A 23,855-nucleotide genomic window follows, 5' to 3' on the forward strand; every position below is an offset into this window, starting at 1 on the left:
TTCCCATGATCGCAATTACCGGCGCAACCGGCCAACTGGGCCAGCATGTTATCGAATCCTTACTGAAAACCGTTCCTGCGGGCAACGTTGTGGCTATCGTGCGTAACCCGGCAAAAGCACAGGCACTGACTGCGCAGGGTATTCACGTACGCCAGGGCGATTACGGCGATGAAGCTGCGCTAAAACTAGCCCTTCAGGGCGTGGAAAAACTGCTGCTGATCTCTTCCAGCGAAGTGGGCCAGCGTGCCTCGCAGCATCGCAACGTGATTAACGCGGCGAAGGCGACGGGCGTGAAATTTATCGCTTACACCAGCCTGCTGCATGCGGATACCTCCCCGCTCGGCCTCGCCGATGAACACGTTGAAACCGAGAAAATGCTGGCGGATTCCGGCATCGCTTACACCCTGCTGCGCAACGGCTGGTACACCGAGAACTATCTTGCCAGCGCCCCGGCAGCGCTGGAACATGGCGTATTTATTGGCGCGGCAGGCGACGGCAAAATTGCGTCGGCGACGCGTGCCGATTATGCAGCCGCTGCGGCGCGTGTCATTAGCGAGGCAGGTCATGAAGGTAAGGTCTACGAACTGGCGGGCGACAGCGGCTGGACGCTGACACAGCTGGCAGCGGAACTGACCAAACAGAGTGGCAAACCGGTTACCTATCAGAACCTGAGCGAAGCCGATTTCGCCGCCGCGCTGAAAGGGGTTGGCCTGCCTGCGGGTCTGGCGGATATGCTGGCGGATTCAGATACTGGCGCGTCGAAAGGCGGTCTGTTTGATGACAGCAAAACGCTGAGCAAACTGATTGGCCGCCCGACCACGACACTTGCTGAAAGCGTCAAAGGTATCCTCTGAAGGTTACTATTTGGTTAATTTTTGTAGCGTCCCTCCGGGTCATCTTCGATAATGAAAAGATGATACCGGAGGAGCCTATCCGTGCAGGGCGTACCTGACCACTTCACAGACGAAAAAGACAGCGCCAACTTCCGGCACCTGGCGCAGGTGCCGGGCGTGGAGCTGTATCACGCGCATATCTCGCGCTACGCCTTCGAACCGCATACGCATGAAGCCTTCGGCATCGGCACCATTGAGCTGGGCGCGGAGCGTTTTCGCTATCGCGGCAGCCAGTATGTGGCATCGGTGAATTCGATTGTCACCATGAACCCCGACGAACTCCATACCGGTGAAGCGGAAACCGCCGAAGGCTGGCGCTACCGCATGATTTACCTCGACCCAACGCAGCTTGAAGAAGTAACCGGCGTTCGTCACTGGTGGTTTAGCGATGTGTTGCGCCATGACCCGCAGCGTTCGCAACGTATCGGCCAGCAGATTTTTCAGTTGTGGCATACCCGCGACCCACTGGCTCAACAAGGTATTCTGCTCGATCTCATCGATACCTTCCGCCCCTTCGCCCATCATGCGCCGCAGAGTGCGGAAGCCAGCCATCGCTTCGACCAGGTTCGCGACTATCTCCACGATAACTACATGCAGCCCGTGACGCTCGACGAACTGGCGCAGGTCGTGGCGCTGAGTCCATATCATTTTCAACGCCAGTTTAAAGCGCATTTCCACGTCACCCCGCATCAAATGCTGATGGCGATCCGCCTGTGGCGCGCGAAAGCGTTTCTGACCCACGGCATGCCTGCGGCCGAGGTGGCAGCGGCCACCGGCCTTACCGATCAGTCGCATCTCACCCGCGCCTTTACCCGACGCTACGGCATCACCCCGGTGCGCTACCAGAAACAGGTTGCCCGGCGCTAATGCGCAATCCGGTACAATATTCCCGCCCCGCGCCCGCCTACACTGTGGCTAAATGTGGTCAATGTGGATGTAAAAATGATTAGTGGTGTGCTGTACGCTCTGCTGGCGGGGCTGATGTGGGGGCTGATTTTTGTTGGACCGTTGATCGTGCCAGAATATCCTGCGGTGCTGCAATCGACCGGGCGTTATCTGGCGCTAGGGCTTATCGCCTTACCGCTGGCGTGGCTGGGCCGTGCGCGGTTAAAACAACTTAACCGGCGCGACTGGTTTACCGCACTGGCGCTGACCATGATGGGCAACCTGATTTACTACGTGTGCCTGGCGAGCGCGATTCAGCGCACCGGCGCGCCCGTATCAACCATGATCATCGGCACACTGCCCGTGGTTATTCCGGTTTTTGCTAATCTCCTCTACAGCCAGCGCGACGGCAAACTTGCCTGGTCGAAACTGGCTCCGGCGCTTATCTGCATTGGTATTGGCCTGGCGTGTGTGAATATCGCCGAATTAAGCCACGGCTTGCAGGACTTCAACTGGACGCGCTACGCATCCGGTATCGCGCTGGCGTTAGTCTCGGTGGTGTGTTGGGCGTGGTATGCCCTGCGTAACGCCCGTTGGCTACGGGAAAACCCGGATAAGCACCCAATGATGTGGGCCACCGCGCAGGCGCTGGTGACGCTGCCTGTGTCGCTGCTGGGTTATTTTGCCGCCTGCGGCTGGCTGAGCACTCAGCCTGAAGGCTTTCCGCTGCCGTTTGGCCCGCGTCCGATGGTGTTTATTACGCTGATGATCGCTATTGCCGTGCTCTGCTCGTGGGTCGGTGCGCTGTGCTGGAATATCGCCAGCCAGCGTTTACCTACAGTCATCCTTGGGCCGTTGATCGTGTTCGAGACGCTGGCCGGGTTACTTTATACCTTCATACTGCGCCAGAGCTTACCGCCGCTGCTGACGCTGAGCGGAATTGCCCTGCTGGTGCTGGGCGTGGTGATTGCGGTACGCGCAAAGCCCGTTAAGCCTGCGCTGCGGGAGTTGAGCCAGGAGACAAAAAATGCCTGATGGCGCTGCGCTTATCAGGCCTACAGAGTTTGTGCAACATATTGAATTAGCGCTACTTTGTAGGCTGGATAAGGCGTTCACGCCGCATCCGGCAAGAACAAAGCGCACTTTGACTGTCAGGCCACCCCGTTCTCAGGAAGATCACCCCCAAAGGGGTATATCTTCGCCTTAAAGATGCATTTAAAATACATCTTATATTATCGATGACGAGGTAACGACTATGGCCTTCCGCGACCAACCTTTAGGTGAGCTGGCGCTCTCCATCCCGCGCGCATCCGCGCTGTTTCGTAAATACGATATGGACTACTGCTGTGGCGGTAAGCAAACCCTGGCTCGCGCTGCGGCTCGCAAGGAACTGGACGTTGAGGTCATTGAGGCTGAGCTGGCAAAACTGGCCGAGCAGCCGGTTGATAAAGACTGGCGTACCGCCCCGCTGGGTGAAATCATCGATTACATTATTCCGCGCTACCACGATCGCCACCGTGAACAACTGCCGGAATTGATTTTACAGGCTACCAAAGTCGAACGCGTACACGCCGACAAACCGAACGTACCAAAAGGCCTGGCAAAATATCTGACGATGCTGCATCAGGAGCTCTCCAGCCACATGATGAAAGAGGAGCAGATTCTGTTCCCGATGATCAAACAGGGCATGGGCAGCCAGGCGATGGGGCCAATCAGCGTGATGGAAAGCGAGCACGACGAAGCAGGTGAACTGCTGGAAGTGATTAAACACACCACCCAAAACGTGACCATTCCGCCAGAAGCCTGCACCACCTGGAAGGCGATGTATAACGGCATTAATGAAATGATCGATGACTTAATGGAACACATCAGCCTCGAAAACAACGTACTGTTCCCGCGCGCGCTGGCGGGGGAATAATCCCCTGTCTTGATGTTTCCCCTGCCATCAGGCAGACATAAAAAAAGGTGCCGTTAAGCACCTTTTTGACATTTCTCATCCGCTTATTTGGCGATGGCTTTCTTTCTCAGGAACATCCAGCCCAGCCCCAGAATTACGAACCACAGCGGGGTGACAATCAGCGCCTGACGGGTATCGGTTTCCAGCGTCAACAGAACGATAACGAACGCAAAGAACGCCATGCAGACCCAGCACATCACTTTACCCAGCGGCATCTTGTAGATCGATTTCTCGTGCAGATGCGGACGCTGTTTGCGGTACACCAGGTAAGAACACAGGATAATCGTCCACACGAACATAAACAGAATCGCGGAGACGGTGGTGATCATGGTAAACGCCGCGATCACGCTTGGGTTCACATACAGCAGCACCACGCCGCCCAGCAGGCAGATACAGGAGAAGGTCAGCCCTTTCGCCGGTACCGCGCGTTTAGAGAGCTTGGCGAATGCTTTCGGCGCCACGCCGTCCTGCGCCAGGCCGAACAGCATACGGCTGGTAGAGAACACGCCACTGTTCGCAGAAGACGCCGCTGACGTCAGCACCACGAAGTTGATAATGCTTGCCGCCGCCGGCAGACCGACCAGCACAAACAGTTCAACAAACGGGCTCTTATCCGGGACGACAGAGCTCCACGGCGTCACGGACATAATGATGATCAGCGCGAAGACGTAGAACATGATGATACGAACAGGAATCGAGTTGATTGCGCGCGGCAGGGATTTCTCCGGGTCTTTGGTTTCCGCAGCGGTCGTGCCCACCAGTTCAATCCCCACGAAGGCGAAGACCGCTATCTGGAAGCCGGCAAAGAAGCCGCTAATGCCTTTCGGGAACCAGCCGCCGTCATTCCACAGGTGCGCGAAGGACGCCTCGGTGCCGTTAGGTGCCTGGAAGTGCATCAGGATCATCACCAGACCGACGACAATCAGCCCCACAATGGCGACGATTTTGATCATCGCAAACCAGAACTCCATCTCACCAAACATCTTCACGGTAGCGAGGTTCAGGCTCAGAAGCAGCACGACGACAGCAAGCGACGCCACCCAATCCGACAGCCCCGGGAACCAGAACTGCGCATAGGCGGTTATCGCCACAACGTCGGCCATGCCGGTGACTACCCAACAGAACCAGTAGGTCCAGCCGGTGAAATACCCCGCCCACGGGCCAAGCAGGTCGGCGGCGAAGTCGCTGAAAGATTTATATTCGAGGTTGGATAACAGCAGTTCGCCCATCGCACGCATCACGAAGAAGAGCATGAAGCCGATTATCATATAGACAAAAATAATCGACGGGCCGGCAAGGCTAATGGTTTTCCCGGAACCCATAAACAGCCCGGTACCAATTGCGCCACCAATTGCAATAAGCTGAATATGCCGGTTCGTGAGGTTTCGCCGCAGCGATTGTTCAGCCGGAGCCTGTTCTTCGTCGGCTGCGACTTTTATCTGATCTACCATGTGATTTTCTTCCTGTTGGTTCTGTCTGTGTTGTGCAGGCTCTTGTGGCCTTTATTTCATCTAATGAGACGATCCCGAAAATAGGATGACTCGATATTAGGTAAGAATCGGCGGGATGAATACTATGATTTGAATATAATGTTAATTATATGTTGAAAGTGAGTGTTATATCACTCCAACTATGGGAATCACGTCACAAAAATACACGCAATAGATGTATTTGCAAGATAAAACTCCAGCAAATATCTAACTTAAGAATTTACTACTCATTTTAAGTATCCCCTCACCATAAGGAGAGGGGATGACGCGAGCTTACAGAATTTCCAGCAGCTCGACTTCAAAGACCAGGGTGCTGAACGGCGGGATGGACGCGCCAGCGCCGCGCTCGCCGTAGGCCAGGTTATGAGGGATAGTCAGTTCCCATTTGGAGCCAACCGGCATCAGGGTCAGCGCTTCGATCCAACCAGCAATAACGCCGTTAACCGGGAATTCAGCCGGTTCGCCGCGCGCAACGGAGCTGTCGAATACGGTGCCGTCGATCAGTTTACCGGTGTAGTGCACGCGAACGTGGTCGGTACGCGCCGGGATAGCGCCTTCGCCCTGAGTCAGAACGCGGAATTGCAGACCGGATTCGGTGCTGTTCACGCCCTCTTTTTCACGGTTTTCTTCCAGGTATTTCACACCGTCTGCCGCCATCGCTGCAAAACGTTCTTTACGCACGGCATCAGCACGTTCGTGGATTTCACGCAGCGCACGGTGTACCGCTTCAACCGGCACAGCAGGCTGTTTGCCTTCCAGTGCGTCAGCGATGCCAGCTACCAGCGCTTCCGGCAGCAGGCCCTGCAAACCGGACTCGCTCAGCTGCTGTCCTACCTGCAGGCCGATGCCGTAGCTTGCCTGTGCTTCGATGGTGTCAAAAGTCGGGGTGGCCATTGTCTTTCCTTTCTTCGGGTATAAAGTAGCGGGCAGCATAACAGCCATGCCCTGAACGGTAAACTTTGTGTCAGGAAAGATGACAAATCGCGGGGAAAAAGAAACAATAGGCTGGGAGAATGATCTTGCCTAAGGATGTGTTGCGAAAGCGCGCTTTGCCTCGCCGTTCAGGCAGTTAGCCAGCTATACTCGTGACGAGGATAATAAAAGACGCGGAGCAGGAGGAAACCATGCCCGGGCGATTTGAGTTAAAACCTACGCTGGTGAAGATTTGGCATGCGCCGGATAATCTTCGCATCATGGACCCGCTACCCACCATGCACCGTCGCGGCATTATTATTGCTGCGCTGGCGGTGGTCATCGGCTTTCTGCTGCCGTCAAACGACGACACAGCGTCCGACCCGGTAAGCCGCACTGCGCAGCTCGATGTGCAGTCGCAATCACGCCCACAGCCCGATAACGCGCCAATGCAAACGCAGCTGGTGACGCCGAGCAACGATCCCGGCCTGGTCGCTCCTGTTGAACCGGAACCTGTCCCTGAAGAACAGCCGCAGGAGCAAGAGCAGCCACAGGCGCAGAGCCAGCCGCAAACGCAGCCGTTCCAGGAAAATCAGGGCATCGACCAGCAGTGGCGCTCCTACCGCGTAGAGCCCGGTAAAACGCTGGCGCAGCTGTTCCGCGACCATAATCTTCCGGCAACCGATGTTTACGCAATGGCACAGGTAGAGGGTGCAGGCAAGCCGCTCAGCAACCTACAAAACGGTCAAATGGTGCAGATTCGCCAGAACGCCAGCGGTGTCGTGACAGGGCTGACCATTGATACTGGTAATGGACAAGTACTGTTTACCCGCCAGCCGAACGGTAGTTTTATTCGCGCGCGGTAGTGCATTAGCCCGATGATGACATCATCGGGCTGACCTTACTTTTTGCTGACCTTATTCACCCACCAAATCCCCGAACACACCAGTACCAACGCCACCGCGTATTTCACTTCCAGAATATTTTCACCGAGGAAGATAGCGGAGAGCACCGTTCCCGCGACCGGAATCACGAAGTTAAACGGCGCAATCATACTGACGCGGTTGTATTTGAGAATCACGCTCCACAGGGCGAAAGCGACGGATGAGAGGAACACCAGATACGCGAGGATCGCCAGCGCCGTCGTGCTCTCGATGGCCAGATGACCGCCCGTAAGATAGCCGCCCACCACCAGCGCGCCACCGCCGATCGCCAGTTGCCAGCCCGTCATGACCGTCGGATCAACCGTTTGCGAGATACGTTTACCATAGAGCGTGGCTGCCGACAGGATAAAGGCGGCCAGGACAACAAAACCATCGCCCTGCCAGACGAAGCTGAAATCCGCCAGCGAGTGGTTGAAGTTCACCAGCATCACGCCGATAAAGCCCAGCACGCAGCCGATGGTTTTGTTATAGCTCAGGCGGTCGTTCTGATAGATGAAATGCGCCAGCAGCACGCTAAAGAAGGTGCCTGTCGCATTCATGATGGACCCCTTCACGCCCGTAGTGAACGCCAGGCCGATATAGAAGAAGGCGTACTGGATGGAGGTTTGGGTGAGCCCCAGCAGCGTGAGCTGGCCGAACTGGCGACCGCTCAGGCGTGCGATAGGTTTACGCTGCGCCAGCGCGAAAAGCAGCAATACCAGTCCGGCAAACAGGAACCGGTAGCCCGCAAAGACTATCTTCGACGGGATATCGTCGGTCGCAATGTGAAAGAGTTCATAACCGTTTTTGATGGCAGGGTAAGAACTTCCCCATAACAGGCAACAGAGCGTAGCACAGGCGTAAGCAACATGTTTACGGGCAAAGACGGGAGCCGGGCAGGCAGTTTCCATTCCATACACCAGAGTTAAAATGACGTTTCATTTATTATCATTGATTGTATGAGAAATAGCTACCATACCAGCGCTAAAGCGGGAACGATAAAAAGCAAAACGCCGGCACAGGGCCGGCGTCTTGTCGTGGTGATGAGTAATTAATTACTCAGCAACAACGTTTACAACCAGTTTAGCGAACACTTCGCTGTGAACCTGGAAGTCAACTTCGTGCTCACCAGTGGTACGCAGAACGCCGTTCGGCAGGCGAACTTCGCTCTTAGCAACAGCAACGCCAGCAGCAGAAACTGCATCAGCGATGTCGCGAGTACCGATGGAACCGAACAGTTTACCTTCGTCGCCAGATTTAGACGCGATGGTAACGGTGCCCAGTGCGTTGATTGCTTCTGCACGTGCGTTAGCAGCAGCCAGAACGTCAGCCAGTTTGGCTTCCAGTTCAGCACGGCGTGCTTCGAAGAACTCAACGTTTTTCTTGGTAGCAGGAACAGCTTTACCCTGTGGTACCAGGAAGTTACGAGCATAGCCCGCTTTAACGTTAACCTGATCACCCAGGCTACCCAGGTTTGCTACTTTATCAAGCAGAATAACTTGCATTACCTTATCCTCTCAAAGTCGTATTAATGGACCGTGACCGATTACTGATGACGATCAGTGTACGGCAGCAGGGACAGGTAGCGAGCGCGTTTGATAGCGCGAGCCAGCTGACGCTGGTATTTTGCACGGGTACCGGTGATACGGCTTGGGACAATCTTACCGCTTTCGGTGATGTAGTTTTTCAGCGTAGCGATATCTTTATAGTCGATCTCTTGAACGCCTTCCGCGGTGAAACGGCAGAACTTGCGACGACGGAAATAACGTGCCATATGGCTAGTCTCCAGAATCTATCAATTCAATCTGCTCGGCATGCAGGACCATTTTAGTCAGGCCATTCTTTGCTTTGTGGCAAGAGATAAAGCCCTGAACGGTGACTGCGCTACCGACCGTTATACTGTGAGTAATGGCCTGGTTTTCGTGTCCGCTAATAATAACGGGCATTTGGCACCACGCCTGCCGGTGAAAGCCGGCCTCCTCTTGCACAGAACGATGCTCAAGCACGAACTGGCAGTGAGGAATTCCTGATGGACTGACCTTTCGAAGGGGAGCCCTGCACACGGTGCCGGACAGCGCCAGACGGTTGGTCATCAGAAATTACTCTTCAGAATCCCCAGCTTCAGCATCATCTGCGGTTTCGTTTGCGAAATCATCGCGACGTTCACGACGCTCGTCTTTCGCTTTAACCATCGGAGATGCTTCGGTAACAGCGTGTTTAGTACGCATAACCATGCTGCGGATAACGGCATCGTTGAAGCGGAAGTTAGTTTCCAGCTCATCGATCGCTTCCTGCGGAGCTTCAACGTTCAGCAGAACGTAGTGAGCTTTGTGCAGTTTGTTGATCGGATAAGCCAGCTGACGGCGGCCCCAGTCTTCCAGACGGTGGATCGTACCTTCTGCTGCAGTGATTGCACCAGTGTAGCGCTCGATCATGCCCGGAACCTGTTCGCTCTGGTCAGGATGGACCATAAAAACGATTTCGTAATGACGCATCGAATTGCTCCTTACGGATTATTCAGCCTCCTGTCTGGGTCAGCCGCGGCCCATGGAGGCAAGGAACGTGTTAAAGGGCGGCTGAAAAATTGACGCGTCATAATACTGGTATGCCCCGTTAAACTCAAGGTGATTGCACAAATAATTCGCACAAAGCGTAAAGCGAGTCTAAGGCGATGATTTAGAATCAAACAGCATGAGATACGCTGCTTTTTTGAACAACCCCATCAAAAATGGTCACGATTTCCCCTAAGAGAAACGATTACACTTTATGTAGAGAACAACCGTATTGAGAGGAGCGAAGTTACCGTAACGTCAGTGCTGAAGTGGAGCGTACAGGATGAAAAACATCACCATTGCCATTCTCGCGGCGCTGTTTCTAAGTGCAAACGTCTCCGCCGCCATCAAAATCGACGCCCGTCAGGCTCGCAATATGGACGATGTACAGAGCTTAGGGGTCATTTATATCAACCATAATCTCGCGACGGTCAGCGAGGCTGAGCTGGCGCTGAATGAAGAGAGCGAGGCTCAGGGCGCGAAATACTTCCGCCCGATATTAATGCATGAGCCGGGGAGTAATGGCGTGATACATGCCAGTGCTGATATTTATCGTTAAGCACCAAAATGATGCTGGATAAGAAAGGCCCCGTCGCCTGACCGATGACATCCCTGAGGAGACTCAACGACGGGGCGCTTAGTTACTTCTGCCCGTAATAGGCGTTGGGACCGTGCTTACGCATGAAGTGTTTATTCATCAGGAAGCTGTCGATGTGATTCAGTTGTGGGTTAATACTGCGCGCAATCCACGCCATTTTCGCCACTTCTTCCATCACTACTGCGTTGTGCACCGCATCGTGCGCGTCTTTCCCCCAGGCGAACGGCCCGTGCTGATACACCACAATCCCCGGCGTATGCAGCGGCTCGGCGTTACCCAGCGTTTCGATAATCACTTTGCCGGTGTTCAGTTCATACTCGCCCTGCACCTCTTCTTCGCTTAATCCGCGCGTACACGGGATGTCACCAAAGAAGTAGTCGGCGTGCGTGGTGCCTAACGCCGGGATCGCCAGCCCCGCCTGCGCCCATGCGGTAGCATGAGTGGAGTGGGTATGGACAATGCCGCCAAGCGAGGGATAACGACGGTAGAGTTCGAGATGCGTTGCGGTGTCGGAAGACGGGCGATACTCCCCTTCCACCACCTTGCCGGTCATATCGACCACCACCATATCGTCTGCTTTCATGGTTTCGTAGGCGACGCCGCTGGGCTTGATCACCACCAGCCCGCGTTCGCGGTCGATGGCGCTGACGTTGCCCCAGGTAAAGGTCACCAGCCCGTAACGCGGCAGATCCATGTTGGCTTCAAATACCTGCTGTTTCAGCTTTTGCATTATGCCGCCTCCACCATGCCTGCTTTGGCCATGCGCGCTTTCACCCAATCACGCGCTTTCGCCACTTCTGCCGCCGGGTCTTCCGCCGTTTCGCTCCACATCTCAATCAGGTACGGCCCGCAATAGCCACTCTGTTTGAGCGTTTCGAAGCAACGTTCGAAATCCACCACACCTTCGCCAAACGGCACGTTTTTGAAGACGCCTGGTTTGGTGTCTTTCACATGCACCGCGACGATATGCCCGATTCCGGCCTGCAATTCCATCTGTACGTCGTTGTCCCACGCCGACAGGTTGCCGATATCCGGGTAGAGCTGGAACCACGGGTTGTTGAGATAGTGCGCGTAACCCAGCGCCTTGCTGATGGAGTTCATCAACGGATAATCCATAATCTCCATCGCCAGCGTCACCTGCGCGCGGCTCGCCATCTCAACGCTCTCTTTCAGGCCGTCACGGAAACGGCGACGCGTTTCGTTATTGGCTTCCTGATAGTAAACGTCATAGCCCGCCAGCTGGATCACGCGAATGCCAACGTCCTGGGCGAACTGGATGGCTTTACGCATAATCTCCAGCCCCTGCGCCCGCACCGCGTCATCTTCGCTGCCCAGCGGGAAACGACGATGAGCAGAAAGGCACATGGACGGCACGCGCACGCCGGTTTCAACAATCGCGTTGACCAGCGCCAGACGCTGCTCGCGGCTCCAGTCGAGGCGCGAAAGGCGCTCGTCAGTTTCATCCACCGACATCTCGACAAAATCGAAGCCCAACGTTTTTGCCAGTCGCAGGCGTTCCAGCCAGCACTCCCCGGCGGGGAGCGCCTTTTCATAGATGCCAAGCGGGATTTGTTTGGACAACATATCCGCTCCTTAGCCCCACAACTGGGCAATAGAACGTTTGAACTGACGTGCAGCTTCTACCGGAGAGGCGGCATCACGGATGCTGCGACCGGCAATAAAGACGTGAATCGGAATACCCTTGAACAGCGGCAGATCTTCCAGCGCCAGGCCTCCGGTGACGGTGACTTTGAAGCCCATATCGGAAAGACGTTTGATCGCGGTAATATCTGCTTCGCCCCACGCCACGCCTGCGGCCTGTGCGTCACGGCTGCGGTGATAAACCACCTGCCCAATACCTGCGTCGCGCCACTGTTGCGCCTGTTCCCAGGTCCAGTAACCGGTCAGCTCGATCTGCACATCGCCGTTAAACTCTTTTGCTACGTCCAGCGCGCCTTTGGCGGTGTTGATATCCGCACAGCAAATCACGGTCACCCAGTCAGCGTTGGCTTCGAAGCACATACGCGAAAGGATTTTGCCTGCATCGGCAATTTTGGCGTCTGCCAGCACGATTTTGTGCGGGTAGAGCGCTTTCAGATCGCGAACCGCACGCACGCCTTCGCCCACGCACAGAATGGTACCCACTTCGATAATGTCGACTTCTTCGGCAATCAGGCGAGTGGTTTCGTAGGCGCTATCCATAGTCTGGTTGTCCAGCGCGACCTGCAACATCGGTAATGACATGTTCAATTCCTTCTTAAGCTGCCGCGTTGGTGCGGTCAATGAGATCCAGTACTTCCTGCTCGGTACGGCAGGCACGTAAACGGTCGAAATTCTCTTCATCTTCAAACAGATTGACGATCTGCATGATGCCCACTTCCTGGTGAGTGTTGGCATCGACCGCTGCCATGGTGATGAGGATATCCACCGGGTCGTTATCTTCGTGGTTGAACTCCAGCGGCTTTTTCAGCGTCACCAGCGCAAAACCGGTTTTCTTAACGCCCTCTTCCGGGCGACCGTGCGGCATTGCCAGGCCCGGTGCGAGCACAAAGTACGGGCCGTGCTGTTCAACCGCATCCAGAATCGCCTGGTAGTAACGCGGCTCGACAACATCCGCCGCCACCAGCAGGTCAACGCCGATTTTCACTGCGTCCTGCCAGGTTTCAGCTTCTGCCTGCAGACGGATGGATTTATTTTCGGCCAGCGAATCACGTAATTTCATGGCGCGTCCTTACTTCACGTCCTGCGGGAAATGTTCTTTGATCACTTCCAGCAGTTTCGGGCCAAAATCGGCAGGAGAGAGCATGTTGCGCACGCCAACCACATATTTGTTGCCGGTCACGGTGATTTCACCCGCGATGTGCGTAGAAGCGATGATGATATCCGCGTTGCTCAACTCGCTTTTGTACTCGCCAACCGCGCAGCTGTTTACCGTGTGGTCAATGTTTGATTGGGTTAAAAACTGGTCCACTTTCATCTTCATGATCATGGAACTGCCTTGTCCGTTGCCACACACAGCCAGAATACGTACGGTCATAATCAAAACTCCTTATTAAGCAGACTGTTCTGCCAGTTGTTTTTCTGCATCTTCTTCTGCGCGCAGTGCGCGGCCAGCGAAGAACATATAAGCCAGTGCAATTACAATGATGACGGCCATAAAGGCGATACCGATGGAGAAGAAGCCCTGCATCATCGGCGGTGCCAGAATCGACCAGTCCGCCATACCCATCCAGGCACTCATACCGGTGAGTTTCACCGCCCAGACGCAGCCAAAGATTTCGATCATCCCCATCACCAGACAAATCTTCAGCGCCGCACGCCAGCCGCCGAAGTGGTTAGCGAACACGCCGATGGTGGCGTTAGAGAAGAACATCGGGATAAAGCCAGGAATAATCAGTATCGAGGAACCGCAGGCGACCAGGATGCCAACCGCAATCAGCTGACCGATGGTGCCCCACATAAAGCCCCAGACCACGGCGTTCGGCGCGAAGCTATAGATAGCCGCACAGTCAATCGCCAGAACCGCACCTGGGATCAGGCGCTGAGAGATACCGTTAAACGCTTCAGAGAGTTCCGCCACAAACATGCGCACGCCCTGAGTGATGATGAAGATCGCCACCGCGAAGGAGAAACCAGTTTGCAGGATGTACACCGTCCAGTTCACTTTGCCTGCCATCGCCTGAACGGTGTCGATACCGAAGGAGAGCAGAATGGCGCCAAAGAAGATGGTCATGACAATCGCCGTGGAGACGATGTTGTCGTGGAAAATATTCAGCCAGCCTGGCAGTTTGAGGTCTTCAACGCTTTCCTCTTTTTTGCCGAGGAACGGCGCGACTTTATAAGCAATCCATGATGCAAACTGTTGCTGGTGACCGATGGAGAAACCGCAGCCGTCGGTGACTTCCTGAGTCGGTTTGTACATCATGTTGGAGGTAATGCCCCAGTAGAGCGAAACCAGAATCGCGGTGCAGATAATGGTCGTCCACATGGAATAGCCGAAAATAAACAACGTAACGGCAATCAGCCCCGCCTGCTGGAACATGATGTGGCCGGTCAGCATGATGGTACGAATACCGGTAATGCGACGCAGCAGCACGTAACAGATGTTCAGCGCCAGCGCTAACAACACCGCGTAACCTACCCAGCTATAGGCATCGCCCATGCGATCGATGGTCGCCATCATTGATGCGTAGGTATCGGAAATTGCGCCGTTAATGCCGTAAACCTCGGACATTTTCGCCACAACCGGTTTGAAGGTGCTGGTGAGGATGCCAGAGCCGGCCTGCAGCAGCATAAAACCGATGATCGTTTTGATGGTGCCCTTGATAATCACACTGACGCTTTTACGCAGCAGGATGTAACCCAGGCAGGTCACAATACCCAGCAGCAGCGGGGCATTGGTCATGACCTGGTTAAAAAATACGGTAAAGATGTTGTAGAGGATATCCATAACGCTCTCCGAAAATGAAGGCGCTGCGGTCAGCGCACGTCCGTCTGTTAGTTCGCTCACTCTAATAATCAAAAATAATCACAACAAGATTCAATTTGATTAAATGTGACTTACGCCGCAATAATAATCATACAAACTATGTGTGTTTCGTATCCGGCAAAATCTAAAGAACATATCCTTTTATAATCAATAAATTAAAAATAACTCACTTTGATTCATCGAGTTACAAAAGACTTATCTCGTCAAATGTATATACAAAAGAGTACAAAAAGAGCCATTGCATTCCTGAAAATTTAGCGTCATTATCAATCATAACAAATCACAACATGACGTATTTTGAAATTTTGAAGAGGGATAAATCATGAGTAAAGTAGAAACCATCACACGTGAATCCTGGATCCTGAGCACCTTCCCGGAATGGGGCTGCTGGCTGAACGAAGAGATTGAGCAGGAGAAAGTGGCACCGGGAACATTTGCGATGTGGTGGCTGGGCTGCACCGGTATCTGGTTGAAATCTGAGGGTAACACCAATATCTGCGTCGATTTCTGGTGCGGCACCGGCAAGCAGAGCCACGGCAACCCGCTAATGAAGCAGGGTCACCAAATGCAGCGTATGGCGGGCGTGAAAAAACTGCAGCCAAACCTGCGCACCACCCCGTTTGTTCTTGATCCGTTTGCCATTCGCCAGATCGACGCCGTCCTGGCAACGCACGATCATAACGATCACATCGATGTGAACGTCGCCGCCGCCGTGATGCAGAACTGCGCTGATGATGTGCCGTTTATCGGGCCGAAAACCTGCGTCGATTTATGGATTGGCTGGGGCGTGCCGAAAGAGCGTTGCATCGTAGTTAAACCGGGCGACGTGGTAAAAGTTAAAGACATTGAAATTCATGCACTTGACGCCTTCGACCGTACGGCACTGATTACCCTGCCTGCCGATCAAAAAGCGGCTGGCGTACTGCCAGACGGTATGGACGATCGCGCGGTAAACTACCTGTTCAAAACGCCGGGCGGCTCCCTGTATCACAGCGGCGATTCCCACTACTCTAACTACTATGCGAAACACGGTAATGAGTATCAAATCGACGTGGCTTTAGGCTCCTATGGTGAGAACCCACGCGGTATTACCGATAAAATGACCAGCGCCGATATGCTGCGTATGGGCGAAGCGTTAAATGCGAAAGTAGTGATCCCGTTCCATCACGACATCTGGTCAAACTTCCAGGCCGATCCGCAAGAGATTCGCGTACTGTGGGAGATGAAAAAAGATCGTTTGAAGTATGGCTTTAAGCCGTTTATCTGGCAGGTTGGCGGCAAGTTCACCTGGCCTCTGGATAAAGACAATTTCGAGTACCACTATCCGCGTGGTTTCGACGACTGCTTCACGATTGAACCGGATCTGCCGTTCAAATCATTCCTGTAATCCGCTCCCTAGCCGGATAGATCCTATCCGGCTCTCTCCTGACATAGTATTTTCGTGACATTTCAAATATCATCTTTGCTCATCATTTTTTATCGGATTAGCTCATGACGGAAGCGCAAAGGCATCAAATATTACTCGAACTGCTGGCGCAGACAGGCTTTGTCACCGTAGAACAGGTGATGACCCGACTGGGGATTTCACCGGCCACCGCTCGCCGGGACATCAACAAGCTCGATGAAAGCGGCAAACTGAAAAAAGTACGTAACGGCGCTGAAGCCATCAATCAACCGCGCCCGCGCTGGTCTCCAATGAATATCCATCAGGCGCTGAATCACGATGAGAAAGTGCGTATCGCCAGAGCCGCATCGCAACTGGTAATGCCTGGTGAAAGCGTGGTCATTAACTGTGGTTCAACCGCTTTTCTGCTGGGGCAGGAGATCTGCGGCAAACCGGTGCAAATCATCACCAACTATTTGCCGCTGGCGAATTACCTCATTGAGCAGGAGCATGACAGCGTGATCATCATGGGTGGGCAGTACAACCGCAGCCATGCGATCACACTCAGCCCTCAGGGCAGCGAAAACAGCCTCTATGCGGGCCACTGGATGTTCACCAGCGGTAAGGGGCTTACCGCAGAAGGGTTGTATAAAACCGACATGCTCACCGCGATGGCCGAGCAAAAAATGTTGAATGTTGTCGGTAAACTCGCCGTATTGGTGGATAGCAGTAAGGTTGGCGAACGCGCAGGTATGCTGTTCAGCCGCGCCGATGAAATCGATATGGTTATCACCGGCAAGCAGGCTGACCCTGAAATCCTCAAAGCGCTGGAAGCACAGGGCGTGCAGGTGCTGCGCGTTTAGAGATAGCGTTTAAAGAAATCGACAGTGTGGCTTAGGGCTTCTGGCGTAATGCGATGACGCACGCCAGCTTGCCAGACACAGGTCAGATTAGCGTCCAGTTGGTCGCGCTTCAACGCCTGCTGCAGACGAAATGTTTCATCAGGCGGCACCACATCGTCAGCATCGCCGTGCCAGAGCAGCAGCGGCCTGTCTGCGACGTGGGCGAGCTGCTGGCTGACATCCCACTCGGCCAGCAGCGGCGGAAGGTCAGCGCGCTGCGCATCAGCAGGTGGGAATAGCGTTGTGGAAAGCGAACTGAAATAGCCCGACCCCATCAGGCTGGCCACACATTTAAGCTCAGGGTGATGCGTCATGATCCCCAGTGCCGTCATTCCGCCCATCGAGGCCCCCGCCACCGCCAGACGCCCCTCGCTCACCAGTCGCTCACGGTATAGCGCTTCCTGCAATGCCGGAAACTCATGAAAGTTTTGCAGCAGAATCTGCCAGAAGTGCTGTAACCGTTGCTGCTCGTCACCGTTAAAGCGCGCCCCGTGTTCCGCCGCGCTCGGCATTACCACGCGAAAACCGGCCTGCGCCAGCGCGACGGCAAAATAGCTGTAAACCAGGTTTGAGGAGGTAAATCCATGATAAAAAACGATGCAAGGCAGCGGTTGTGCAGCGTAACCTTTCGGGAACGCATGCAGGATTTCATTCCCCGCGAGCATGCGCATTTCCAGTTCAATCATCGGTTGCCTCCTTCCGGCATACTGAATATCAGGCAAAGCAGTGGGGCTTTAGCAGATGATCCTTTGTCTGATTTTTAACATTGAGAACCCAGTTGCACTTTCGTGAGATTTTCATTCGAAAATAGCGCTTGAGATAACAAATCGGGAACATTCCCCTAATGGGAATTTCCTTATACCACTACACTGTGAATATCAGGAAACGGGATATGGTTATGCGTCGCTTTACTCCTCTGTTACTGGCGTTACTGTTGAGCAGTTGCAGCATTCTGGAAGGTAAGCCTACAGCCCCTCCGGCGGCAACAGATACTCCACAAGAAATTCGTCGTAACCAGACGGAAGGTTTACAGCGGATGGGCACCATCAGCGTCATGATATATGGCTCGCCAATGGATGTCGAAGCCGCGCTGAAAGCCAAAGCGACCGCGGCCAAAGCGGATTACTACGTTATCATCATGATTGATGACAGCACGGTGGTTCCGGGGCAGTGGTATTCGCAGGCCATCCTTTACCGTAAAGATACTCAAAATCATTCGAGTTTTTTCAAGGCGGCAAGGGAGTGAATCCCAGGAGCTTACTGAAGTAAGTGACTGGGGTGAACGACCGCAGCCAACGCAGAAACAACTTAAAGGATGAAGAGTATAGTGGACAACATTGTTGAACCAGATTTACGCAGGTTTGTACCTTATTCACGTTTCCCTGATGCAATATGGCGTCATCAACGACCCATCCGAAGGAGCGGATGCAAGTATGCCCTGACGTCTGCTATGGACTGCCCTACGGGGTTTTGTATATGGAGCTGACGATGAAACGATCTCTTACCTTATCTACCCTGCTCTTTTCTGGCGGTGCTCATGCCAGCGCGGCGCAATCGGCTGAATTTGCCAGCGCGGATTGCGTTACCGGGCTGAATGAAATCGGGCTGATTTCCGTGAACAATATTTCCGGTAGTCAGCAAGATGTCGAAGATGCCATCGCCCAGAAAGCGGATGAACAAGGTGCTTCCTGGTATCGCATTGTTCAGATGTACGAAGAGCAGCAACCGGACAACTGGCGAGCACAGGCGATTATCTATGCCTGAGACAATAAAACGCGTGGAAGAGTAACTGGCAGAATGCCGCTCTTCCACGACGTCAGCTTTTCCTCACACGCCCCCTGTCGCCCTCAGCAGTACATCACTGATAACCTGATCGTTAAGCAATACGCTGCCGCGCGTATCCAGCATCATTCGACACCAGGCCTGCGCCATCGGTGGTGACGCATATTTCAGCATCTGCGCGCCCGTACCCAGCAAATAGATTTGCATCGCAATTTCGCGCCCCTGCGCTTCCGACGGCTTGCGTAAACGCTGTTGCAACTGCCGCCACTGGCGATCGTAGTGGCGATCCTGGCCTTTCACGTCACCGCACATCTCCGCCAGCAGTTCCAGCGCATCCGGCTGTTTTGTCAGGACGCGCAGCACGTCCAGGCACATGATATTCCCGGAGCCTTCCCAGATACTGTTCACTGGCATTTCGCGATAGAGACGCGGCAATTCATTCTCTTCGCAATAACCGGAGCCGCCCAGCACCTCCATCGCCTCAGCCACAAACGGCATACCCGCTTTGCAAATGGCGAATTTCGCCGCTGGCGTGAACAACCGTGCCCAAAGGCGCTCTGCCTCATGTGACTGCCGTCCCCATGCGCCAGCAAGGCGAAACAGAAACGTCGTTTGCCCTTCAAGCTGTAGTGCCATCCGCCCCAGCACCTGGCGCATCAGCGGTAAATCGACCAGATTCTTGCCAAACGCCTGACGCTGGAAGGCATGATAAAGCGCCACCGACAACGCCCGACGCATCATACTGTGGCTGCCCAATGCGCAATCAAAACGCGTCAGGCCCCCCATGCGCAGAATTTGCCGCACGCCCTCGCTCTCTTCACCCACCAGCCAGCCGAAAGCCTCCTGAAACTCCACTTCGCTGCTGGCGTTAGAACGATTGCCGAGCTTATCTTTCAGGCGTTCGATACGAATGGCATTGCGCTGCCCGTCGGGCAATAAGCGCGGCATAAAGAAGCAGGAGAGCCCGCCAGTGGCCTGCGCCAGCACCAGATGCGCATCGCTTTGCGGCACCGAGAAAAACCATTTGTGCCCCACCAGCCGATAGCTGCCATCCGCCAGACGCTCCGCACGCGTGGTATTGCTTAACACATCTGAACCGCCCTGCTTCTCGGTCATTCCCATGCCAATCAGCAACCCGCGCTTTTGCGCGCCGGGCAGTAAATGTGGATCGTAGCGATCGCTCATAAGCGGTGTGATCCACTCTTTAAACTCGGCGGGCAACGCCTGTTGTAGTAAGGGAGTGGCCGCGAAGGTCATGGTAATCGGGCACAGCGTTCCGGCTTCCACCTGCGCATGCAGCATAAAACGCGCGGCGCGGGCAACGAACGAGCCCGCGCGCGCATCCTCTTCCCACGGCAGATTATGTACCCGGTTGGCGCACAGCCCCTGCATTAAGAGATGCCACGCAGGATGAAAACGAACGTCGTCCAGACGCGTGCCGGTGGCGTCGTAGCGCAGAAGTTCAGGGGGATTGGTGTTGGCGAGCCGCCCAAGCTCCAGCGATTCGGCGGTCCCCAGTTGCTGACCGATACTCGCCAGCAGGTCACTGTCCCAGCCTGCGCCTTCGCGGACCAGCGCCTCACGCAGTGCGCCATCGGACAAAAAAAGATTGCTGTTATTTAACGGGCCAGGCTGATTAAAAACGGTGTGCGTTTGCCAGGACATGTGTCTCCCTCCGTCAAGTGGCAGTACTTTAAGTATGGACAGAGGTAAGGATTTGGCGCTGGATTGCGGTCACAAAAAAGCCATCCCGTGGGATGGCTTGATTTCAACGCTCGACGCGTTAACCGCGCTGGCGTACCGCTTCAAACAGGCAGATGCCCGTTGCGACGGAGACGTTCAGCGAGGAGACGCTGCCCGCCATCGGAATGCTGATCAGCTCGTCGCAGTGCTCACGGGTCAGACGGCGCATACCTTCGCCTTCAGCACCCATCACCAGCGCCATGCGGCCGGTCATTTTGCTCTGATAGAGGGTGTGATCCGCTTCGCCAGCGGTACCGACGATCCAGATATTCTCTTCCTGCAACAAACGCATGGTGCGTGCCAGGTTGGTCACTCGGATCAGCGGCACACTTTCTGCTGCGCCGCAGGCGACTTTCTTAGCCGTTGCGTTCAGCTGTGCAGAGCGATCGCGCGGAACAATCACCGCGTGCACGCCCGCCGCATCGGCGCTACGCAGGCAGGCGCCGAGGTTGTGCGGATCGGTAACGCCATCGAGGATCAACAGGAACGGGTTTTCCAGCGAGGCGATCAGATCCGGCAGATCGTTTTCCTGATACTGACGGCCCGGCTTCACGCGCGCGATAATACCCTGATGCACGGCACCTTCGCTTTTCTCATCCAGATACTGGCGGTTCGCCAGTTGGATCACCACGCCCTGCGCTTCCAGCGCGTGGATCAGCGGCAACAAACGTTTATCTTCGCGGCCTTTTAAAATAAAGACTTCCTGAAAACGTTCAGGAGCGCGCTCCAGCAGGGCCTGGACTGCGTGGATGCCGTAAATCATTTCACTCATTGATGGGTCTCATTGCTAACGTTTTGCCGGGGGCGCTGCGCTTGCCCGGCCTACCGATTATTCTCCCTCTCCCCTATGGGGAGAGGGTCGGGGTGAGGGGCGGGTTTTACTCCGCCACTTTCTTCTTCGCTGCGCGTTTTGCTTTAGTCGCAGCGGCGATTTTTTGCGTTTTCGCCGATGGCTTCTTCGCTTTTCTCGCCTCTTTCTTCGCTGCTTTAGGCTTCTGTTTCTTCTCGCCACGGAACGCGCTGTCTGGCTCGAAATTCACTTTCTTGCCGACCTGGCGACGGCGACTGCCGTTTTTATTCGCCGGACCTTTCTTCGCTTTTTCGCGTTCGGTTTTGCCGACATTACGCGGCGCACGTTCGCTGGAAATCAACGAGAAGTCAATCTTACGTTCGTCCATGTTGACCGCTTCCACGCGAACTTCTACGCGGTCGCCCAGACGATAGGTCTGCCCACCGGATTCACCGATCAAACGCTGACCAATCTGGTCGAAACGATAGTAATCGTTATCCAGCGATGAAACGTGGACCAGGCCATCGATAAACAGCTCATCGAGACGGACGAAGAAGCCAAAGCCGGTCACGCTGGCAATCACGCCTTTAAAGACGTTGCCGACCTGATCCTGCATGAAGTCACACTTCAGCCAGTCAGCGACGTCACGCGTGGCTTCATCAGCGCGGCGTTCGGCCATGGAACAGTGCTGACCCAGTTGCAGCATCTCTTCCATCGAGTAGTGATAGCCGCCGGTTTCCGTGGTGTTGCCTTTGTGGCCCTGCTCTTTCGCCAGCAGATACTTGATGGCGCGGTGCAGCGACAGGTCAGGATAACGGCGAATCGGCGAGGTAAAGTGCGCATACGACTGTAACGCCAGGCCAAAGTGGCCCCGGTTTTCCGGGTCGTAAATCGCCTGCTTCATCGAACGCAGCAGCATGGTTTGCAGCATTTCGGCGTCAGGACGATCGGCGACGGATTCCAGCAGCTCGGCGTAATCACGCGGCTCCGGCTTGTTGCCGCCCGGCAGTTCCAGCCCCAGCTCCGACAGAACGGAACGGAATGCGGTAATCGCTTCCGTCGTTGGCTTATCGTGAATACGGAACAGCGCAGGTTCTTTCGCTTTCTCAACGAAACGCGCCGCCGAGATGTTTGCCAGAATCATGCACTCTTCAATCAGTTTGTGCGCATCGTTACGCTGCGTCTGCTCGATACGTTCGATACGGCGTTCGGCATTGAAGATAAACTTCGCTTCTTCGCTTTCGAATGAGATACCCCCACGTTCGGCACGCGCCTGGTCCAGCACTTTATAGAGGTTATGCAGCTCTTCAATGTGCTTAACCAGCGGCGCATACTGCTCACGCAGGTCCTGATCGCCCTGCAGCATATGCCACACTTTGGTGTAGGTCAGACGCGCGTGGGAGCTCATCACCGCTTCATAGAATTTATAACCCGTTAAGCGGCCTTTTGATGAGACGGTCATTTCGCAGACCATACACAGGCGGTCAACCTGCGGGTTCAGCGAGCACAGCCCGTTAGAGAGCACTTCCGGCAGCATCGGTACAACCTGCGACGGGAAGTAAACGGACGTACCACGGTTGCGCGCTTCTTTGTCCAGCGGGGTTGGTGGGCGAACGTAATAGCTTACGTCGGCAATCGCCACCCACAGACGCCAGCCGCCACCGCGTTTTTTCTCGCAGTAAACCGCATCGTCAAAGTCACGGGCGTCTTCACCATCGATAGTCACCAACGGTAAATCACGCAGATCGACGCGGCCAATTTTCGCTTCTTCCGGCACCTGCTCTTTCAGCCCGGCAACCTGCGCTTCTACCGCTGGCGGCCAGACGTATGGGATCTCATGGGTACGCAGCGCCATGTCAACGGCCATGCCGGTGCCCATGTTATCGCCGAGCACTTCGACAATTTTACCAATCGCTTTCGTGCGGCGGGTTGGGCGCTGGGTCAGTTCGACCACCACCACAAAGCCCATACGCGCGCCCATCACCGCTTCTGGCGGGATGAGAATATCAAAGCTCAGGCGGCTGTCGTCCGGCACCACGAAACCGACGCCCGCGTCGGTGAAGTAGCGGCCAACGATTTGCCCGGTTCTCGGCTCGAGCACGCGCACAATGCGCGCTTCGCGACGGCCTTTACGATCCGCGCCCAGCGGTTGTGCCAGCACCTGATCGCCATGCATGCAGACTTTCATCTGTTCGCTGGAGAGGTACAGGTCGTCTTTACGGCCTTCCACGCGCAAGAAGCCATAGCCATCGCGATGACCGATAACCATGCCTTTCAGCAGGTCGAGGCGTTCCGGCAGCGCATAGCACTGGCGGCGAGTAAAGACGAGTTGCCCGTCACGCTCCATGGCGCGCAGGCGACGACGAAGGGCTTCAATCTGCTCTTCGCCTTCAATGTTCAGTTCAACCGCCAGCTCTTCACGATTGGCAGGTTTTTCACGTTTTGTTAAATGATCGAGGATAAATTCCCGGCTCGGGATAGGATTGGCGTATTTTTCAGCTTCGCGGTCCAGGAAAGGGTCTTGTGACATATCGGTTCCTCCGTAGTCATCGTTG

At 54.8% G+C, this 23,855-nt stretch carries 27 protein-coding genes; 10 read left to right on the plus strand and 17 right to left on the minus strand.

The genetic code is table 11. From position 1 onward, the window contains the following. Positions 1–5: 5 nt before the first annotated feature. The 4 genes from G163CM_RS15470 (at position 6) to ytfE (ending at position 3,696) form a co-directional block, all read left to right on the plus strand. Complete coding sequence (locus G163CM_RS15470; RefSeq protein WP_231825557.1) at positions 6–854, plus strand: SDR family oxidoreductase; 849 nt, start codon at positions 6–8, stop codon at positions 852–854. Between the two features lie 81 nt (positions 855–935). After that, the gene (locus tag G163CM_RS15475) at positions 936–1,760 is read left to right on the plus strand and encodes an AraC family transcriptional regulator (protein WP_231825558.1); all 825 of its coding nucleotides are present in this window, start codon (positions 936–938) and stop codon (positions 1,758–1,760) included. 75 nt (positions 1,761–1,835) lie between these two features. Then, complete coding sequence (locus G163CM_RS15480) at positions 1,836–2,813, plus strand: DMT family transporter (protein ID WP_231825559.1); 978 nt, start codon at positions 1,836–1,838, stop codon at positions 2,811–2,813. A gap of 220 nt (positions 2,814–3,033) precedes the next feature. After that, positions 3,034–3,696, plus strand: coding sequence for an iron-sulfur cluster repair protein YtfE (ytfE, locus tag G163CM_RS15485; RefSeq protein ID WP_231825560.1), 663 nt, complete (start codon positions 3,034–3,036; stop codon positions 3,694–3,696). 83 nt (positions 3,697–3,779) lie between these two features. On the opposite strand, the gene cycA is transcribed toward ytfE, so the two are convergent. Together cycA and fklB are read right to left on the minus strand one after the other, a co-directional pair. Continuing rightward, positions 3,780–5,186 carry a D-serine/D-alanine/glycine transporter gene (gene cycA, locus G163CM_RS15490; protein ID WP_231825561.1) on the minus strand — a complete coding sequence of 469 codons (1,407 nt, stop codon included), beginning with the start codon at positions 5,184–5,186 and terminating at the stop codon, positions 3,780–3,782. Positions 5,187–5,498: 312 nt separating this feature from the next. After that, positions 5,499–6,119: a BamJ family beta-barrel-assembly machinery protein gene (gene fklB / locus G163CM_RS15495; protein ID WP_015966186.1), complete on the minus strand. Its 621-nt coding sequence runs from the start codon at positions 6,117–6,119 to the stop codon at positions 5,499–5,501. A gap of 230 nt (positions 6,120–6,349) precedes the next feature. On the opposite strand from fklB, the gene G163CM_RS15500 reads away from it, so the two are divergent. Beyond that, the gene (locus G163CM_RS15500) at positions 6,350–7,003 is read left to right on the plus strand and encodes a LysM-like peptidoglycan-binding domain-containing protein (RefSeq protein ID WP_231825562.1); all 654 of its coding nucleotides are present in this window, start codon (positions 6,350–6,352) and stop codon (positions 7,001–7,003) included. 35 nt (positions 7,004–7,038) lie between these two features. On the opposite strand, the gene G163CM_RS15505 is transcribed toward G163CM_RS15500, so the two are convergent. From G163CM_RS15505 to rpsF, 5 genes are all read right to left on the minus strand, one after another. Next, positions 7,039–7,971, minus strand: coding sequence for a DMT family transporter (locus tag G163CM_RS15505; protein ID WP_108476141.1), 933 nt, complete (start codon positions 7,969–7,971; stop codon positions 7,039–7,041). A gap of 144 nt (positions 7,972–8,115) precedes the next feature. Continuing rightward, positions 8,116–8,565 carry a 50S ribosomal protein L9 gene (gene rplI / locus G163CM_RS15510; RefSeq protein ID WP_015368607.1) on the minus strand — a complete coding sequence of 150 codons (450 nt, stop codon included), beginning with the start codon at positions 8,563–8,565 and terminating at the stop codon, positions 8,116–8,118. A 41-nt stretch (positions 8,566–8,606) separates the two neighbouring features. Further along, positions 8,607–8,834 (minus strand): 30S ribosomal protein S18, encoded by a 228-nt coding sequence (gene rpsR, locus G163CM_RS15515; RefSeq protein WP_000135199.1) that lies wholly within the window; start codon positions 8,832–8,834, stop codon positions 8,607–8,609. Between the two features lie 4 nt (positions 8,835–8,838). Then, positions 8,839–9,153 (minus strand): primosomal replication protein N, encoded by a 315-nt coding sequence (gene priB, locus G163CM_RS15520; RefSeq protein ID WP_015966189.1) that lies wholly within the window; start codon positions 9,151–9,153, stop codon positions 8,839–8,841. 6 nt (positions 9,154–9,159) lie between these two features. Then, entirely contained in the window at positions 9,160–9,555 is a 396-nt protein-coding gene (gene rpsF / locus G163CM_RS15525; protein ID WP_015966190.1) for a 30S ribosomal protein S6, read from the minus strand. A 340-nt stretch (positions 9,556–9,895) separates the two neighbouring features. Here rpsF and yjfY point away from each other — a divergent pair, with 340 nt between their 5' ends. Beyond that, entirely contained in the window at positions 9,896–10,171 is a 276-nt protein-coding gene (yjfY, locus tag G163CM_RS15530; RefSeq protein ID WP_015966191.1) for a DUF1471 family protein YjfY, read from the plus strand. Between the two features lie 82 nt (positions 10,172–10,253). Here the strand turns inward: yjfY and ulaF are convergent, their stop codons facing one another. Genes ulaF through ulaA form a run of 6 tightly spaced genes read right to left on the minus strand, consistent with a single transcriptional unit; the run spans position 10,254 to position 14,660 of the window. Beyond that, positions 10,254–10,940, minus strand: coding sequence for an L-ribulose-5-phosphate 4-epimerase UlaF (ulaF, locus tag G163CM_RS15535; RefSeq protein ID WP_231825563.1), 687 nt, complete (start codon positions 10,938–10,940; stop codon positions 10,254–10,256). Then, positions 10,940–11,794, minus strand: a complete 855-nt coding sequence (ulaE, locus tag G163CM_RS15540; RefSeq protein WP_000949539.1) for an L-ribulose-5-phosphate 3-epimerase UlaE — start codon at positions 11,792–11,794, stop codon at positions 10,940–10,942. Before ulaE ends, ulaF begins: the two co-directional genes overlap by 1 nt. A 9-nt stretch (positions 11,795–11,803) precedes the next feature. Then, on the minus strand, positions 11,804–12,454 hold the full coding sequence (gene ulaD, locus G163CM_RS15545; RefSeq protein WP_108476137.1) for a 3-keto-L-gulonate-6-phosphate decarboxylase UlaD: 651 nt from the start codon (positions 12,452–12,454) through the stop codon (positions 11,804–11,806). A gap of 13 nt (positions 12,455–12,467) precedes the next feature. Then, positions 12,468–12,932 (minus strand): PTS ascorbate transporter subunit IIA, encoded by a 465-nt coding sequence (ulaC, locus tag G163CM_RS15550; protein ID WP_000776505.1) that lies wholly within the window; start codon positions 12,930–12,932, stop codon positions 12,468–12,470. 9 nt (positions 12,933–12,941) lie between these two features. After that, positions 12,942–13,247 (minus strand): PTS ascorbate transporter subunit IIB, encoded by a 306-nt coding sequence (gene ulaB / locus G163CM_RS15555; RefSeq protein ID WP_231825564.1) that lies wholly within the window; start codon positions 13,245–13,247, stop codon positions 12,942–12,944. Between the two features lie 15 nt (positions 13,248–13,262). Then, a complete protein-coding gene (ulaA, locus tag G163CM_RS15560; RefSeq protein WP_231825565.1) occupies positions 13,263–14,660 on the minus strand; it encodes a PTS ascorbate transporter subunit IIC in 1,398 nt (465 codons plus the stop codon). 361 nt (positions 14,661–15,021) lie between these two features. Between ulaA and ulaG the strand changes: the two genes are divergently transcribed. Both ulaG and ulaR read left to right on the plus strand, forming a co-directional pair. Next, positions 15,022–16,086 (plus strand): L-ascorbate 6-phosphate lactonase, encoded by a 1,065-nt coding sequence (gene ulaG, locus G163CM_RS15565; protein ID WP_231825566.1) that lies wholly within the window; start codon positions 15,022–15,024, stop codon positions 16,084–16,086. A 104-nt stretch (positions 16,087–16,190) separates the two neighbouring features. After that, positions 16,191–16,946 (plus strand): HTH-type transcriptional regulator UlaR, encoded by a 756-nt coding sequence (gene ulaR, locus G163CM_RS15570; protein ID WP_231825567.1) that lies wholly within the window; start codon positions 16,191–16,193, stop codon positions 16,944–16,946. Here ulaR and yjfP read toward each other — a convergent pair. Beyond that, entirely contained in the window at positions 16,943–17,671 is a 729-nt protein-coding gene (yjfP, locus tag G163CM_RS15575) for an esterase (protein ID WP_231825568.1), read from the minus strand. The two genes, ulaR and yjfP, sit on opposite strands and share 4 nt — an antisense overlap. 206 nt (positions 17,672–17,877) lie before the next feature. Here yjfP and bsmA point away from each other — a divergent pair, with 206 nt between their 5' ends. Together bsmA and yjfN are read left to right on the plus strand one after the other, a co-directional pair. Further along, positions 17,878–18,231, plus strand: a complete 354-nt coding sequence (bsmA, locus tag G163CM_RS15580; protein ID WP_231825569.1) for a biofilm peroxide resistance protein BsmA — start codon at positions 17,878–17,880, stop codon at positions 18,229–18,231. Positions 18,232–18,473: 242 nt separating this feature from the next. Next, positions 18,474–18,749, plus strand: a complete 276-nt coding sequence (gene yjfN, locus G163CM_RS15585; protein WP_231825570.1) for a DUF1471 family protease activator YjfN — start codon at positions 18,474–18,476, stop codon at positions 18,747–18,749. A 63-nt stretch (positions 18,750–18,812) separates the two neighbouring features. On the opposite strand, the gene G163CM_RS15590 is transcribed toward yjfN, so the two are convergent. From G163CM_RS15590 to rnr, 3 genes are all read right to left on the minus strand, one after another. Further along, complete coding sequence (locus G163CM_RS15590) at positions 18,813–20,432, minus strand: isovaleryl-CoA dehydrogenase (protein ID WP_231825571.1); 1,620 nt, start codon at positions 20,430–20,432, stop codon at positions 18,813–18,815. A gap of 118 nt (positions 20,433–20,550) precedes the next feature. Continuing rightward, positions 20,551–21,282 (minus strand): 23S rRNA (guanosine(2251)-2'-O)-methyltransferase RlmB, encoded by a 732-nt coding sequence (gene rlmB, locus G163CM_RS15595; protein WP_015966205.1) that lies wholly within the window; start codon positions 21,280–21,282, stop codon positions 20,551–20,553. A gap of 106 nt (positions 21,283–21,388) precedes the next feature. Continuing rightward, the gene (gene rnr, locus G163CM_RS15600; protein ID WP_015966206.1) at positions 21,389–23,830 is read right to left on the minus strand and encodes a ribonuclease R; all 2,442 of its coding nucleotides are present in this window, start codon (positions 23,828–23,830) and stop codon (positions 21,389–21,391) included. Between the last annotated feature and the right edge of the window lie 25 nt (positions 23,831–23,855).

Source organism: Pseudocitrobacter corydidari, from assembly GCF_021172065.1.
Lineage (GTDB): Bacteria > Pseudomonadota > Gammaproteobacteria > Enterobacterales > Enterobacteriaceae > Pseudocitrobacter > Pseudocitrobacter corydidari.